This is a genomic window from Stenotrophomonas mori, assembly GCF_023556335.1.
GTDB lineage: Bacteria > Pseudomonadota > Gammaproteobacteria > Xanthomonadales > Xanthomonadaceae > Stenotrophomonas > Stenotrophomonas mori.
In genome coordinates this window covers 68,395-85,319 of the sequence record NZ_JAIKTS010000003.1, presented here as the reverse complement: position 1 = coordinate 85,319, position 16,925 = coordinate 68,395, and the positions used below count along the sequence as shown (strand labels likewise).

General features: G+C 63.7%; 8 protein-coding genes. All 8 read right to left on the bottom strand.

What is annotated here, in order from left to right; genetic code table 11:
• Positions 1-2: 2 nt before the first annotated feature.
• Positions 3-1,985 (bottom strand): acyltransferase family protein, encoded by a 1,983-nt coding sequence (locus K5L01_RS09885; protein WP_250064228.1) that lies wholly within the window; start codon positions 1,983-1,985, stop codon positions 3-5.
• A gap of 240 nt (positions 1,986-2,225) precedes the next feature.
• Positions 2,226-5,018 carry a glycosyltransferase gene (locus tag K5L01_RS09880; RefSeq protein ID WP_250064227.1) on the bottom strand — a complete coding sequence of 931 codons (2,793 nt, stop codon included), beginning with the start codon at positions 5,016-5,018 and terminating at the stop codon, positions 2,226-2,228.
• Between the two features lie 182 nt (positions 5,019-5,200).
• Entirely contained in the window at positions 5,201-7,021 is a 1,821-nt protein-coding gene (locus K5L01_RS09875; protein WP_250064226.1) for a hypothetical protein, read from the bottom strand.
• A gap of 1,302 nt (positions 7,022-8,323) precedes the next feature.
• A complete protein-coding gene (locus tag K5L01_RS09870) occupies positions 8,324-11,152 on the bottom strand; it encodes a stealth conserved region 3 domain-containing protein (RefSeq protein ID WP_250064225.1) in 2,829 nt (942 codons plus the stop codon).
• Positions 11,149-12,261, bottom strand: a complete 1,113-nt coding sequence (locus K5L01_RS09865; protein ID WP_250064224.1) for a phosphonoacetaldehyde reductase — start codon at positions 12,259-12,261, stop codon at positions 11,149-11,151. The genes K5L01_RS09870 and K5L01_RS09865 overlap by 4 nt, the downstream gene beginning before the upstream one ends.
• 103 nt (positions 12,262-12,364) lie before the next feature.
• A complete protein-coding gene (aepY, locus tag K5L01_RS09860; protein WP_250064223.1) occupies positions 12,365-13,492 on the bottom strand; it encodes a phosphonopyruvate decarboxylase in 1,128 nt (375 codons plus the stop codon).
• Positions 13,492-14,769, bottom strand: a complete 1,278-nt coding sequence (gene aepX / locus K5L01_RS09855; protein WP_250064600.1) for a phosphoenolpyruvate mutase — start codon at positions 14,767-14,769, stop codon at positions 13,492-13,494. Before aepX ends, aepY begins: the two co-directional genes overlap by 1 nt.
• Positions 14,770-14,900: 131 nt before the next feature.
• Positions 14,901-16,925 (bottom strand): glycosyltransferase family 2 protein, encoded by a 2,025-nt coding sequence (locus K5L01_RS09850; protein ID WP_250064222.1) that lies wholly within the window; start codon positions 16,923-16,925, stop codon positions 14,901-14,903.

Genomic DNA, 16,925 nt, shown 5'->3' with positions numbered 1-16,925 from the left:
CGTCATTCGTTTTGCGACAGGCGCGTGGATGCGGCGGTCAACCGCCGTTCGAGGATATCCGCCGCCGAGCGCGCGTAGCTCGCGGTCAAGTGGTGGCGATCACGCCAGACCACGACATTGCCGATCACCACCGGGCAACGTGCGTCCGGGCACACGGTATCGGTCATGTCGACCAGGCCCACCGTCGGTGCCTTGCGCAGCGCCGACAGCTGCGGATCGCGGTGGGCGAGCTGCCGCAACGGCAACGCACAGCCGGCGTCGCGGGCCAGGCACTGGCCCGGGTCGCGCGCCCAGCGCGGCGTGTCGGCGATGACCACGACCTGCGCGCCAGAGGCCTCGATCCGGCTCCAGGTGCGGCGCAATGCGGCAGGGACCGAAGGTGCCTTCCCGCCGTTGCGCGCATGGGTCCGGTGACTGTACATCTGGCTCACGATGACCACGTCCGGGCGCTCCTGCTCGAGCAGCGCGAACAGGCGTTGCCCCCAGGCCCTGCATTCCCTGTACGGCTGGCCGTCGCGCCGTGTCATCACCGGCATCCAGCCACAGGAAGACTTGGTGTAGCTGCTGACGTTCCATTGCCGGCGCTTGGCGATTTCCTCGATGGCGGGCAGCCAGTTCACCGCATGCGAATCGCCCACCACCCACACTTTCAAGGCCCCTGACGGATCTCCGAAGCGGCAGGCCACCGGCTCGTCGCCCGCAAAGGACAGATGGCATCCATTGTCATAGGCGGCCGCCCGATCCAGGCCCAGCGCTTCCAGTGCCGGCGCATAGCCCTTGCCTTCCGGCGCCTGGACACCGTCCAGCACCCGCGCACCAGGATGCGTCGTGGCATCCACGCGTCCCGCAGCATGGATATACCCGAGCAGTGCCAGCGCCAACCCGACCGGAATAGCGGCAGCAGCCACCAGCTTCACCACGCCACGGCCGCCCTCACGGACGTGCCGGAAGCGGTCTTCGACCTGGCGCTTGCTCACCCAGGCCAGCCCGACCGCGACGACGACAAGCGCCAGCCCGCTCCAGAGGCCTGGCTCCCGTCCGCTATACGCCGCGTGGAAAACGATCAACGGCCAATGCCACAGATACAGCGAATACGAAATGTCTCCGACGAAGGTCAACGGGCGTATCGCCAGCACGCGGTAGCCGCCGCCGTCCGCACCCGCCGCCAGCACCGCCGCCGCACCCAGCACCGGCAGCAATGCCATGTAGCCCGGGAAAGGCGTGGCCGCCGAGAACGTGATCGCCGCATACAGGATGGCCACGATACCCGCCAGGCCCAGCCAGCCTGCGATCGGCCGCGGCAGAGCACGCGGCCAGGCTGCCAATGCGGCACCGATGGCCAGCTCCCAGACCCGCGCATGGCTGAAGAAATAGGCCTGCGCCGGCTCGGCACGCGTGGTCTGGATGGAAAGCAGCAGCGAAACGCCGACCACGGCCACGACCACGGCACGCACCACCCGGTTCGCCCCGAGCCGGAGGCGTGCCGCCACGAGGGACGCCAGGGCGATCAGTGCGGGCCAGACGATATAGAACTGCTCTTCGATCGACAGCGACCAGTAGTGCTGCACAGGGCTGGCCGCGTTCTCCGCCGACAGATAGTCCACCGCCGCGTGCGCCAGCCACCAGTTCTCGACATAGGTGGCCGACGCGACCACCTCCGCCGCCGTCTCCGCCCATCGATGCGCAGGCAGCAGCAAGGGCGTCGTCAACACGACGACGGCCAGCACCAGCGTCGCCGCCGGGAGCAGGCGCCGCGCGCGGCGGAGGTAGAACGTGGCGAAATCGATGCCACCGGTAGCCGCGGCCTCGCGCAGCAACAACGAGGTGATCAGGTAGCCGGAGATGACGAAGAACACGTCGACGCCGACATAGCCCCCGGGCAGCAGGCGCGGCCAGACATGGAACAGCAGCACCAGGCCCACCGCGACCCCGCGCAGCCCCTGGATGTCCTGCCTCAACCTAGCGTTCTCGGGGGGTGCGGACATGCAGGCTCGTCAGGACGGAAGGGAGGGAGGCAGCGCCGACACCGCGGCAGCCCCCGTCAGGTTCGATCGCAGACGCATGTCCACGACCAGGATGCTCGCGTGTATCGGTGGAGGAATGATAGGGCCGCGGTGCCGGCCCGTGCACAACCCGCCTGCAGGTATCGGCGCCGCCCGGGCACGGGACGCCCGCTCCCGCACGCCTTTCTCCGCCGATACTGCCGGCATGGCCCGGGCCACGTATCACGCGGCCTCGGCATCGAGGTCGGCGGACAGCGCCTGCACGCCCAGCCGGGCAAGACGGCGCCGGTAGGCCGCCGGCGTGCAGTTGTCGTGGGCATAGGCGAGCGCACGCTCGGACTGCTCCTGGAAGCGCGGCCAGTCCCGGTAGTAGGCCTGGATCAGTGCCTGTACGCCATCGGGCTCGGCGTAGAGCGCCGCCTCGCCGAACACCGGCTCGAACGTGGGCGGCAGCACCACCACCGCACCGGCGAACATCGCCTCCATGATCACCCTGCCGAACGCCTCGACCCAGTCCTTGTGGTGGAAATACACGAAGAAATCGATGGACCTCAGGAAATCCAGCGGCTGCAGCGTACCGAAGCCATGGACCTCCCAGCCCTCGATATCCTCGGCACGCAGGGCGCCGGACGCAATGACGTGATCGACACCGCCGAGCACCCGCACCTTGCACGTCCCGTCGGACGGGTACACCTTCAGCAGGGTCTCGCGGTCTTCCGGCCACTTCAGGTGGTGGTCCCGCGAGTGCCGGCCGATGACCGGAAGCGCCGCCACGGGCACCTCGCGCCGGTGCGTACGCACCGGCGCCTTGGCAAGCACCGCGATCCAGTCGACATCCAGCAATGCCCCCCCCGGCAGCTGCGGCTCCAGCATGCGGCGGATCGTGGCCGACTGCGGCGCCCAGCGCGGCGCGGGGCCGAAGGCCTCGGCGACATTCCGGCTCACTTGCCCCATTTCGTACGAGTGCCGGTCCTGATGCCGTTCGTAGGGCGGATGGTTGGCGACCACCACGGTCTGCAGCCCGCGTATGCCGGACGGCAGTGACGAGGTGTACTGGAAGCACGCCGGCCACCGCACGATCACCAGAGAAGCATCGGCCGGCGTGGTCATCGCGATCTGGGTGACCTTGCCGGACACCACCAGCGCGGTAAGCGCGTCGATGGGCTCACGCCGGGCCAGGTGCGTGAACAACAGGTTGTGCACATGCACGAGACCGACCTTCAGGCCGGCCGCCACGCAGATTTCCATTTCATGGATGAGCGAGTGCACGTTGCCGCCGGTGAAGCCCAGCTCGGAGACGAAGAGCACGTCGAACTGCTCGCGCCCACCCCGATGCGGCAGGAACGACATCGGCGCCGGGAAGGGGCGCGTCTCCGGACTGGCGGGCAGGTATGCACTGGCCTCGCCCGCGGCGATGCGCTCATGCCATTCACGGTAACGCGTACGGTAGAGCTGCCGCTCCGGATGCATGAAGCCACGGCACATGTCCGAACCGGACAGGCTGCCTACGTCCTGCAGGGCGAACAGCAGCGGCGGCGGGAGAATGCTCTCGATCTTCTGCTCGAACGCCAGGGCAATGCGGTGGATGAACTCGGCATCGCCCATCTTGCGCACAGCATCCCAGTAGCCCACACGCGCAAGCACCTCCGCGCGGCGGAACATGAGGCTGGACAGCGCGACATGCTGCAGGGTTCGCCCGGGATGGCGATGGCGGACCTCCAGGTTCACATCCACGCGCACCAGATTGACCAGGTTCGCGATGCGCCCGGAGTTTCGGGCCAGATCACTCGCCTGCCGCTTGATGCGCATCGGGTGCGACCAGTCATCGGCATCGTGGCAGGTGACGAATTCGCCCCGGGCCGCATCCAGGCCCGCGTTGCGGGCGACATAGGCTCCACGGTTCTGCGGACAGCGGATCAGCCGTATGCGCTCGTCGGCCTGGGCCCAGTGCGTCAGCACCGCCTGGTGCTCGGCGGGACTGCCGTCATCGACGATGATCAGCTCCAGGTTCTTCCAGGTTTGAGCAAGCACCGAACGGATCGCCACGTCGGTATGCGCGCCCGCGCAGTAGACCGGCATGATCACGCTCACCAGAGGCCCATCCACGCTGGCGGCCTGCACGCCCGCCGCCAGGCGGGAAAACGCGTTGCCGGCCGCATCGGCCATTTCGACGGCGGCCAGCTGCCATTCGCCATAGCCCGCGTTGAGGGCATCCAGCCAAGGCCGGATGGAAAGGCCGGGAGTCTGGTCGACGAAAGGATTGAGCGCATTGGCGCGCAGGAAATAGTGGTTGGCCGACACTGCCGGCGACAGGACCGGATCACTCAGCCAACCCAGCGCTTCCTCGAGCCGCCGCTCCTGGATCAACAGGCTTGCCAGCCATTCGAAATCGCTCGTTTCCAGCGCCGAACGACCGAAGAGCGCCAATGCCAGCTGGTACAGCGAGATCGCATCCAGCCGGTCTCCGCCACCGGCATCCTGGCGATACAGGGTTCGCGCCAACCCGAGCAGGGCGCTCTTGTCGAAGGCCCTGGCGGCCTCCACGACCCTTCCGCGCTTGCCCGGCATGCGGAAGCTCTCCAGCAGAGAGCGGATGCCGGCGACGTCCAGCTCACCGCGGGTCGCCCGGTAGGCGAGGATGTCACGCCCGTCCAGCGAACGGTCGAGCACCAGCTGCCCGACCAACTCCACGCACTTGTCGGCATTGGCCTTGGCGTAATAGCGCGCCGCGGAGAACCTGCGCAGGCTTCGTCCCTTCCCCCGCCGGGCCTGCTGTGCACCCGGGCCTCGCAGGCCTTCGCTCAGACGCTGGGAGATGCGCCGCTGCGACAGCAGCACCACCATGACCGCGACCGCCTGCAGCGCAAGCAGCGCGATGGCCGTGAGCGCATACCGCCCCGCCGCCGCGGCCACGCTCCCCAGCAGCAGCAGGGAGAAAGTAACGGCGACAACCAGCAACTGTCTCGGCGTGACCGCCTTCCGCCTTGCAAGCACCGCATCGACGATGGTGTTCAAGGCTGGCCTCCTGTTTGCCCACTGAACAGGCGCACCGGAGCCGGGCCCCGATTGCGCGTGTTACCGTTTTAGGCAAAAGACGTTTCAGCCAGGCTTCCGGTTGATGACAGTTGCGAGTCATCCCGGTGACCCGCCCTGCCGCACCCGTGATCCCCATCCCGTTACGGCCGGCGTGGACTGGTTCAAAGTCCCCAGATGCTTCTGGACAGCCGCTCCATCTCCTGGTGGGCCGCGGTCGCCGGCTGCAGCTGCCCGGCCTCTTCCGCATCGACACTGCGCTGGTGCAGGCCGATGTTTCCGCTCGAGATGAGCGGATCGAAATAGGTGTGGCCCCTGTCCTCCAGACCGGGCAGCAGCCAGGCACGCACTCGCCACCGAAAGGCGGAATCACGCACGAAGCGCTCGAATGGGACTTCGCGCAGGGTGGCCCCCACGCGACGGCCCGCCGCCGTGCGATAGGCCAGGTAGCGTTGCAGGCCGCGACCGTAGAACTCCGCCAGTTGCCGCGGCGTCCGCCAGTGGTTCTTGTCCTTGTCCTTGCGATCGGCGTAGACGTCCAGCGGATCGCGGAATACCGCCACGGCATGGCATGCGCGGAAGATTTCCAGCATCTCCACGTCACGGCCGAACACGGCATTGTTGAACAGCACCGCTTTACCGCCGTTCTGGGCGACCAGCATCGTGCACAGTCCCTCGGTGGTCTCCCTCAGCAGCTGGAACAGCCCGCCTTTGCGGGGGCTGCGCAGAAGCCCCCCACAACCCTGAAGCAACTGACAGAATGGCCTCATATAGTGAGCTCCGTAGCGCCGTACATGACGCACTGCGGCCGCACAGCTCTTGTAGTTGCTGTAACCAATCGGAGCCAAGCCAACGACATGCAGCGAGAACAAGTCCCACATCTGACTCCAGTCGAGTGTTTGCCGGTGCTTGAGGTGCAACCACAGTCCCCCCAGCCCCGTTGATGACTGGATGAAGGTCACCTCGCTGTCGGAGTCTTCATTGAGAATGGTGTCGTGACCAGGACCTTCGAATTCGCAGAACCCGCGGACGCCGCGGATATCGTCGTAAACCGCTCCTGATCCCGACCATCCAAAGCCGCAGATGAATACCTTTGGCACCCCTCTGTTGCCGTCCTCGCCGAATTCCGAATCAACATCCTCCCCGGCAACCAACAGATCTGCAGCGACCTTCGATGGTCCGCACCGGAGCGAATCAATCGCGTTCAAGGCGGCCAGTGACTCCTTGACCAGGAGTTCCACATCGTCGCGATCGAAATAATGAAGGCGGATCGCACCTTCCAAAGCAGATGCTGCGCCTGGATAGTCATCCCTTGCCAATTTGTCGTAGGCGATCATCATCATCGCATCGGCCCGCTTGGGAACGCCGGCAGGCGGCTCACCTATATCACCCGACAGCGGCGAGGGCGCCCCCGTACGTGCCAATGAATAGCGGTACGCCACATCATCCCGCCAAGGCAGCGTCCCTTGCGCCCCGGCACTCGAATAGAGATCAGCGGCGAGAGCCAAGTAGCCGCAGGTAAAGCACAGCCTCGCCAGTTTCAGCTGCACCGGCGCCATGCCCACTCCCGACATGGCGCCCAGGCGCCTGATGTCGTCAGCCAGCCGACCGAGCCGATGGGGCGCCCTGTCGACGAGAAGAGAGGGGGACTGCCTTACCAGCCTGCCCCCCTCCTCCGGCAAACGGGAGAGCTCCTGGAAAATGCGCCCACTCTCCTCCCAGTAGCCGTGACATGCCAGTTTTCCGGCAATCTCTATCATGCGCATGGGAGGCAGTCCGCCCTTCCTGCGCGCGGTGTCGATCAGCCTGCGCACACTACGGACATGCTGGGATTCGATATCCCTGGATATCCGCTCAGCCAACACGTGCGGATCGAACGGGAGCAGCCGGTGGAGCCGACCAAGACAGTAGGCGGCCCAACGATGCGCCCCGCTATCGTCGAGCTCGCCGATCAGTCCACGCAGAAGCTCGACATTTACCGGCATACCAAGCCGTACTGCAGCATCAAGTACCAACAGCCGAGTCTTTGGACCCTTCCGCTGAATGCCCCGCCAGACAGGGCGCAGGAACCTGCGTACCCACCCGGTCACTCAAACGCTCGCAATGAACACGTCATATCGCACGACATAGGACATCAACTATTCGCACCCGACGTGCGGAACGCGGACCTCAACCCGGCGAACAAGCGTCTGATGGTCGATTGGCTTTCTGGAACAGCCTCGCCCTTGGTGCGCCTCCAATAGCTGGATCGTTCCACAGACGACGAATCAGGCTTTACATAAGGCTTGGCCAAAGTAAGGTGTGGCCGCTCCCAGGCCACATCCGTCCGCACGATCCTTGCTGGAACCCCCGCCAATACACAATTGTTTGGGAACCGGCCCTTGACCACGCTGCCGAGACCGGCAATGGATCCATCTCCCATGCAGCTTCCTCCTAGGACCGTCGCACCAGCCGCCAACCAGACATGATTCCCTATGGAAATCGACCTTGGCATGTTTGTCCGCCTCCCACTTTCCACCGAAAATATCGGGTGGCCGTCATCAGAGCGTATCTCGTTCCTAGAGGCGATCATGCAGTCCTCACCGATGGCCACAGAGGACCCCTCCGCGGTGGATATGTAGCAAGGCCCGGTGCATGTAACACCATCGGATACGATGACACTACAGCCCTCACCAAGCCGGATCTTCCCCCTGAAGCGATTGTCTCCGATCTCGCATCGCGCGCCGTTGCAATCGAACATGATCGTCAAGGACTTCCGGCGAACGCCCCCCTTTATGGACAGAAAGTTTCCGCCCCCCCTGAAGATGACGGAAACACATTCTCCTATGGGATTATCGCACTCGATGACATTTCCATGCTCGTCCGAATAGCGGAAAGGGTTGCTCACTTTGATCATGGCGTCCTCCTGAACATATGGTCATGCCCCACAAGAGCGACTCACCCCAATCGGCTCTCCGGCGGGCTTTCTGGAGGGCTTTCTGGAGGGCACTCCGGAAAGCCCGCCACAACGGCCGCCATTAGGAGCCGACTCAACCGGAAGCTTCCCGTGACGATGTCGTGCCTGAACACGACTGCTTGATATTGACTTCCAGAACGACGGCAGCAGCCGTGCCTGGCCGCGGCCAAGGGCATTGTATGGGTCGCTCAAGAACCCAAGCGAAACGGCGGCGGAAAAATGCAACAGTTTCCATGCCATATCAGTGCCGCTCCATGTATATCCGTAGCACCGGATCAATGAAGATCAACACCGCGCCAATGGACCAGAGCTCGCACTGCGTCCCGGAATATCAGCGCTCATATGGGGAGGGCACTGGGAAGCGCGCATCGAGGAATTCCTTGAGGAACTCCGCCTGCGCCTTGAAATCGATATCCTCGTGCATCGTCGCGTTGAGACAGAAGAACATCGGGCTGCTCTTGGATATCCCCGCCAACCTGGAGCGAAAATCCCTGCGTCCGGTATCGGCATACGCATACTCTTTGGGCAAGCCATCCCACTCGACACCACGGCCCGTCGCGACACCATAATAGTGACTCAGCATCGACGGAATGGCATAGTCCCGATGGTCCCGGAACCGGGAGGCTCTTGTACTCCTGAAGGCGTCTGGATAGCGCTCCTCCATCTCCTCCAGCATGCTCTTCTTCATTGAATAAGGTATGTGCTTTAGCTTCCGGTCGAACTTCAAGCCGAATTCATCCCGCATCAACTTGACGGCGTTATAAGAAGCCCAGTCGGTGGGGATTGCATCCGGTGCAGGTTCGTCCTCCGCAACGAAGGACGATGGCGAGAATCGACTCTTCATCAGACCCGCCTTCGTATAGAAGTCCTCAAACCGCACTTCACGCCCAAGGAAGAAGTCATCGTTGAAGTAAAGGAAATTCTCGGCAAGACCTGGAATCCTGTGCAGGCATGCCTCGATGGAATGTGAATTAAAGGTAGGCAGCGCGGCTTCGTCAGGAAATATCACATCATGTGAAACCACCCTCAGCCTGTCATTGTCATCCGCCAACCACGCGGGCCTATGCCCGGACGTGACGATGTAGATGTTCCGGATGAACGGAGCATACAACCAGAGTGAGCGGAGGGAATATCTCAACTCCTCCCGGTCCATGTAACGCTCTTCGTTTCCTGCGGACGCCATGACTATGTTGCTTAGTCCTGCCCATTTCCGTCGCTGGGCCGCCCACTCCTCATCCGACGAATCAACCCAGGTATAGACGACATCCACATGCTGCCCGTCCTTCCCGGGCTTTACATCCGCCGGCTCGCCCCGTGCCATCGCAGTACGCTCGCGGCCAGAGAACTCGAGTGTCCAGTCGGCCTTCTCCGCACGCCGTCGCCGGGCAGTCAACCGCGCGCCCTGCCCGGTCAACAGAAGTACTTCCACACCTCCCGCACGCCCAATCGCATAGCTTCCGACCTTCAACGGGACCCCCAGAACGAACGACTCGCAGGCCGCCAGGTCCGCCAGCCGCAGATCGCCTGACCTGCGGACGGTATCGTAGCGAGTACCCGATCCAAGCCAGAAGGTGATTTCCACGCCCACATTGCGCTGCATGATCCCCAGAGCGTCATGCAATACATCGAGGTCCTGTTCGCGCACCGCGACATAGGCACGATAGTCGTCGACCTCCGCCCTGTATTCCACACCACGTTCATCGAGCGACTGCCGCAGGAGTTCGGCGACTTGGCGTCTACGGATACGCGGCACTTCGGAGAGCTCACTGCATTCGTCGCCCGGCGACGCTCCGGTACCGTTCTCCCCTGAGGAGGCGTCCTGCCCGGCAACCAGGTCGCTGTGCTCCGCAGGACGTCCGCGCAACCCCCGTAATCGCTGCAGCACCCGCTCTCCACCCGGCAAAGATAGGAGCCCAAAACGTACCGACTTCAGGAACAGCACCCTCATAGGCTCGTCCCAAAGCCCCTGCATGGCATCCGGAAGCAGCATTGCCAGAAGCCCAGGCTGACGACCTCCGCGCCGCCTGGACTTTGAAGACTTCAACTTCCGCCGCAGGCTTCTATTCTCGGCGACATAGCGGCGTACCGTTTCCCGGATCTGCTGAACTGCAAAGCTCTGCACCTCGCCAGCTTCGTGCAGCCGCATGATCTCATTTGCGCATGCGGCCGACGCACACCCGAAATTCACATAGAAGTGACCGATGAATTCCTTGTAGGCACTTTCATCAGAAAGTTTCCTGTACGACTCGTCGTAGGCATCCTGCAATGCCCCTTCCAACGGCCAGGTCGCTGCCAGCCTACTCACACTGGCATGGGATACGTCGTCGCTCGACAGCCTGGCCGCATCGGCACTCTGGAGATTCAACGAGTCGACAAGCGCCACCGGCTTGCGCATGGCAAGCGCATCGTAGATCGCGCCGGAATAATCGCTTACAACCAAGCTGCTGGCGCAGATAAGTTCGATGGGATCCGAGTCGGAGAAGTAGACAGGGACCCCGTGCTCGTCGGCCAGTGCCTTTATCTCGAAGTCCGCGTGATGCGCTTTTATCGTGAGCTCAACCCCTTGCGCCAGCAGCGCCTTCAGAACGGAGGCGCGATCGGACAGGTCGCCATACGTCGGCATGTACAGCACCCGCAGCTTCCCGCCCACCTGGCTCTCCAGCTGTGGCAGCCCATCCTTCGGCACATGCGCGTCGAACAGGGGATTTCCCGTCGCCACAGCCGTTGAGAAAGGCGAAACGACGCCCGCCGAGTAATGTCCGTACATCAGGTTCAAGCTGGCCTGTGCCCGCCAGAGCCCATACTGGTACTGTTCCTTGGCGAGGCTGTACTGCTCCGCGACGACCAAGGATTTTTCGAAGAATTTCATCAATGTGAGCGGCGTCTGGCATACCAGCACATCACATTCACCGTCTATCTTCCCGAGCTGGGAATTGAGAACCCAGCGGGTTTCGCAATTCCCGACGTGCTTCTCGACGAGTGCGCGCGTAACGCCGAAATCATCATCCCTGACATCGACATAGACCACGACATCGCAGTCCAGGTGACGCCGGATCGCTCCATAGTGAAACAGATGGAAGGGAGCTGTGACGATGAACCCGACGCGGAAGCTGCCCTTTCCGGATGCGTCGGGCCGCCCGATATCCTCTGCCTCGCTCATGCCTGTAGTCCAATGCGCTCCAGAGAACCCTCGAGCAACGCCAGCAATTGCGATCCCGAGACTTCTCTCAGATTGTTTTCCGCCCTGCCCGGGGCAATCATCCTGTTGGACAACCCAAGCACCTGGGACTTTTTTGAAACATGCTTTCTGAAAACTTCCGGGAGGTCGACGACCAGCAAAAGTTCGTCCAGGGCGTCTGCAAGAGCATCTGTACCGGCATGCCCAAGTGAGCGGGCCAGATGCGTCATCCTGCCATCGTCGGATACTTGGTTGAAACGCAGAAGTTCCGGCAAGGTAAAGCTGCAGGCGATACCGTGTGGAAGACCGAACTCAGTGGTCAGCGGATAGGATATCGAATGCGCCAAGGCCGTCCGCGTCTGGCTGATGGCCATACCCGCAAGCAGGCTGGCCTGCATCATGAGACTGCGTGCGCCAATGTCACCGGGCTTCCGCCCAAGTTCGGGGAGCGCATGCAGCGACAGCTGCAGGGACTTTGCCGCCAAGGCCAGGGTGATAGGACTGGCGTTGTGGTTCCACACGGATTCCAGGGCATGCGATATCGCATCCAGCCCTGAGGACACGGTTACTTCCACCGGCAGCTCAAGTGTCAGCTCAGGGTCCAGGATCGCAACGGAGGGATAGAGGTCATCGCCCGCGACCGAATACTTCTTCCCGAACTCGAAGTCCCAGATCGTGCCGAAGGGTGTGACCTCCGCTCCAGTGCCTGCCGTCGTGGGAATCGCCCCTACCGGCAATGCGTTGATCCCGGAAGCGAAAACCTCCGCACTCCTGAAGTGGTCCGTTAATGTCACGTTGCCGGGTTGTGGCAGCACCCTTGCCAGCGCCTTCGCGGTATCGATGCTGCTCCCCCCTCCCAGTGCCACGATCCCATCGATACCGAGCGACCTGAGCCGGACCGCCTGGGCATCCACGTCACGGACATCCGGATTCGGCTTGACATCATCGAGAACCGCCACCAGCCGTGTACCCATGGAAAGCCGGATCCGCTCGACAACCCCGCGACGAGTAAATCCCGGGCTGGTCACCAGTGCCATGCGCTGGAAGTCGATATGGTCGGCCAGAGCTGCCGAACTTCCAGCTGCGGCCACTACCCGCACCGGATTGCGATAAGTCCAATTTGTCACGGCCTACCCAAGTACAGTCATCGATAATTGATATGTGCGAAGCACCCTAGCCTCAACCAGGATGCGCTTACACGCCCAGCTTCTTCATCAGGACGTCACGGTTTTCCACCGGGCCGGATTTCGGACGCCCGAGGTCATCCCGCGCTCCCTTGTTCACGCGGATCTCAAGAAGCACCACACCGTCCCGACCCGCCAAAGCAGAAAGTGCAGCCTGGACACCGTCCGGCTCGGCAACCGAAATCGCATCGCAATAGCCGCAGGCCTTTGCCACACCCACCAGATCCATTTCGAAACCAACCGTTGGCTGGCCGCCCACAGAGTCATGCGCGCCATTGTTGATCACCACATGGACGAGGTTGCGCAATGCGGACTGGCCCATGATCGCCAGCGCACCCATGTGCATCAGCACCGAGCCATCACCATCCATGCAGACAATGCGGCGATCCGGTTGACGCCGGGCCACGCCCATCGCGATCGACGCGGTATGGCCCATGGCGCCCACCGTGAGGAAATCGCTCCCCTGCCCATCACCACGGGCGGCGCGGTATTCGTACAGCTCGCGCGAGGTCTTTCCCGTGGTGGCAATCACCACGTCGTCCGCACCGAGAGCATCCACGACGCACTTCACTGCCGCTTCCCGGTTCATCGGGAAATCGGTGACCACGTCCTTCTGCAGGGCGTATTTTGCGAACGCCCCCTTGCGTACCAGCAGTGCGACCGGAGCCATCCGTTCGCGCATCAATGTACTGGCCCTGGCGATCACCTCGCCGGCATCCTCCATGCCGGCATCAAGCTCGAACCACGGCACCTCCATGGCGTCGAGCATGGCGGTCATCACCCTGCCCTGCTTGACGTGCTGCGGCTCGTCCTTGACGCCCGGCTCACCCCGCCAGCCGATCAGCAGCAGCATCGGGATGCTGTAGACCTCCTCATCGGCCAGCGACAGCAGCGGATTGACCGCATTGCCCAGGCCGGAGTTCTGCATGTAGACCAGCGCCGGCTCGCCGGTGCCAAGGTAGTGCCCCGCTGCCAGCGCGATGGCATTGCCCTCGTTGGCGGTGATCACATGATCCTCGCTCGGCGCATGGTCGGTGACGTAGGCGCAGAAGTCGGCAAGCAGGGAATCGGGCACGCCGGTGAACAGGCGCACGCCCTGATCGCGGAACTGTTGGAATACCGTTGCCGGCTGCAACATCACTTGGTCCCCGGGATCAGTTCGAGGATGTCCTTGATCGACAACAGCTTGGAGTCGATTTCCTTGGACCGTCCGTGTTCCAGGATCGAGCGCGCCGCATCCATCATCGCCGGGTAGGCCGCGCGCAGCAGGTGGTTCGCGTAGATGACGACCTGTACGCCGTGGTCAATCAGCTCGCGCTCTGTCACCTGGTTGTAGCTGGACGGGACTACGATGAGGGGGGGGCGCTGTTCGAGCTTTGCGTAGCGCGAACAAAATTCGAAGATCTCGTCCGGCTCCTTCCTCCGGCTGTGGATCAGGATGCCGTCCGCCCCCGCCTTGATGTAGGCGTCGGCGCGGGTGATCGCATCCTCGATCCCCTGGTCCAGGATCAGGCTCTCGATGCGAGCGACGATCATGAAGTCATCGGTGACCTGTGCGGCCTTGCCGGCACGGATTTTGTCGCAGAAACCCTCGATGGTGTCCTGCGTCTGCGGCACTTCGGTGCCGAACAACGAGTTCTTCTTCAGCCCGACCTTGTCCTCGATGATCGCCACCGAGACCCCGAGCCGCTCCAGCGTGCGCACGGTGAACTGGAAGTGCTCCAGCTTGCCGCCGGTATCGGCGTCATAGACGATGGGCTTGGTGGTGACTTCAAGGATATCGTGCAGTGTGTGGGTGCGCGACGTGACGTCGACGGCTTCGATGTCCGGCTTGCCCTTGGCGGTGGACTCGGTAAGGCTGCTGCCCCACATGCCATCGAACTCACGACGCCCGTCGGGCCCGTCGAAATGCGCGTTCTCGACGATCAGGCCGGTCAAGCCGTTGTGCGCCTCCATCAACCGCACCAGCGGCTTGGCCTCGAGCAGGCGACGGAACTTGTTGCGGCGAATATCCGGCGTGGTGCCGATCTCGCGCAGTGCCTTGTTCAACTGGGTGGAGGAAATGCCGTCGGTGTAACCCACTTCCACCAGCTCCCCTCCCCATTGCGCGAGGGTATCGATCACGGCTTGACGGACCTTGCTCTGCACGCCTTCACGCCAGTCGTCGCCATGGACAACGTAGTCCGGCTTGTACTGCATCAGGTTCGGCACGTAGTCCAGGGTCTCCTGCGCCACCACGCGGCTCACGCCCTTGAGCTGTTCGACCACCTGGCGGCGCTGTTCGAACGTCATATAGGGAAGCCGCTTGTAGCTGGCGATCGCGCGATCGGTCAGCAGCCCCACAGTCACCTCACCCAGTTCGGCGGCTTTCTGGATGACATTCAGGTGTCCTGGATGCACCAGGTCCGCGCTCATCCCCACATAGACGCTCTTGCCCATTCATTTCCCTCGTGAAAACTGATTGATCCGGAAAACACGATCCGGTATTCGCTCCGTAGGCCGGATTCGATCCGCCACGGGTCCAATTCACCGCACCCTTGCCTGCGTCAGGGGCCACCGGACGGCACAGAGCCGAACAGCCTTGCCGCCTCCCGCATGCACCCGCCCCGATCCCACTCCGGGATGACGTGGCCTTCGCCGGACAACGTATCAGGCGGCTCGAATGTCACCTTGCCTGCACGGATACCAGTGGCCCGCAGATGCGTCGCGAACTCTAGCACGCGTGGATAGAGCAGGTGGATGTGCTCGCACTCGGCCCGGTCCTGGGCATGAAGCAGGTCGATACCCGAAGTCTCCAGCAAATCCTGAATGCGCCAATCGATCTGCCAATGGGACAGCGAGGCGACATCGAATGAACGCATCTGACATAACGCGATGCGCCCTTCGCCCTCCAGCATGTCGCGGATACGACTTGCGAAATATTCGGCGACCGCCCCTTCCAGGCAGTAGTCGGCCACGACCACCAGCCGATAAGAGCGCGGATCCGGCTCTGCCTTCCGATCGGGCAACATCGAGGCCGGAACGGTGAAACGCCGCTCCCCCGCCCCGGTCAGCCGCGCGCCGCCCGGCGCCTGGACCAGCCCACGGTGCCAATGCCGCCACGCGGACTCATAGCAGCGACGCTCGAAGGACACATACCCCCGGCCCAGGGTGCCGCTGGTCAGGGACGAGCGGTGCACCCGTCCAAAGGACAGTGGCATCGCCCCCACCACGTCCAGCTCCCGGCCAAAAACCAGCTCCAGCCGCTTGTAGAATTCATTGTCGGCGCCATAGCGCACCTCGTCCCACTGTCCAAGCGCCGCCATCACCGGCGCACGGCGGAACATCAGGGACGACAGGTTCGGATACACCAGGTGCCCACGCATGCTGAAGCGCTGGACCCGCAGGTCCGGAAGGACCCTGGCCCAGCGCGACAGGTTGCCGATCCGGCCCGGGTGCCGGCGCAGCTGTTCCACCTGCAGTTCGATCTTTCGCGGATGCGACCAGTCGTCGGCATCGTGGCAGGTGACGAATTCGCCGCGCGCCTCGGCCAGGCCCAGGTTGCGGGCACGGTAGGTCCCACCGTTGCGCTCGGCCCGCAGCAGGCGCACCCGCGGATCCTTGGCCGGCCAGTCCTCCAGCCGGGCGAACTCCGCTTCGGGGCTGCCATCGTCGACCACGATCAGTTCCAGTTCCGGCCAGGTCTGGGCCAAGACCGAGGCGATCGCCGTGTCCGCCGCGCTTCCGGCGCGATAGACCGGCATGACGATGCTGACCAGCGGCAGCCCTGATCGCCGGGAGACCGGGGCGACGCAGTGCAGGCGGTCGATGGCTGCCGCGTGGGCATCGCGCAACGCCAGGGGCTCCAGCCCCTGGGCCGCAAGCAGCCGGTTCATCGGCGCCAGGGAAGCTGCATCCGCTCCGGCCTGGGCGAGATTGCCCGCCAGGCAAGCGTGGTCCCAAGGCGCCCGCTCGCGCAGGCCGGATCGCGCGAGCCATTCTTCGGCCTGCCGCTTCCTCCCCAACCCATCGAGCAGGTCGATGAACTGGATATGGTCCACCGCGTCCCAGCCGGGACCACCGAAAGCGTCCACGTGCCAGCGGTACAGCGCGGCGGCCAGTGCCGGATCACCATCGAACAGGCATTGGCCTGCGAGGGTCCTGGCCAGTGCCAGGGTCGCATCCGCCTGCCGGCACCGTTGCACCAGCGCGGCGGCGGCGCTGCCGGCTCCAGCCTCCCCCATCCATGCCTCGACGTCGCCATCGCCGGTCGCCATCACCGCGAGCATCGCGCGCGCAGGCAGCGAGCGCTCCATCAGGGCAACGCGCTGCAGTGCCTGCAGTCCCGGGAGCATCGCCGCAGCACCAGCCCGCTCTTCCGCCTCGCGACCCGATCGCCAGCGCGGAAGGATCGCTTCGACTTTCCGCCAGCCGGCCGTCAAGCGCCACGAGCTGCTGGCCTGCAGCGCGGTCGCATGCCGGTGCCGGGCCACCGCCTCGTACTCGCTTGCCTGCAGGAGCAGCCGCAAGGCCTCGATGCGCCGGCGCGCACGTCCCAGTTCTTCCCGTCCTTCGTCCGGAATCCGCTCCAT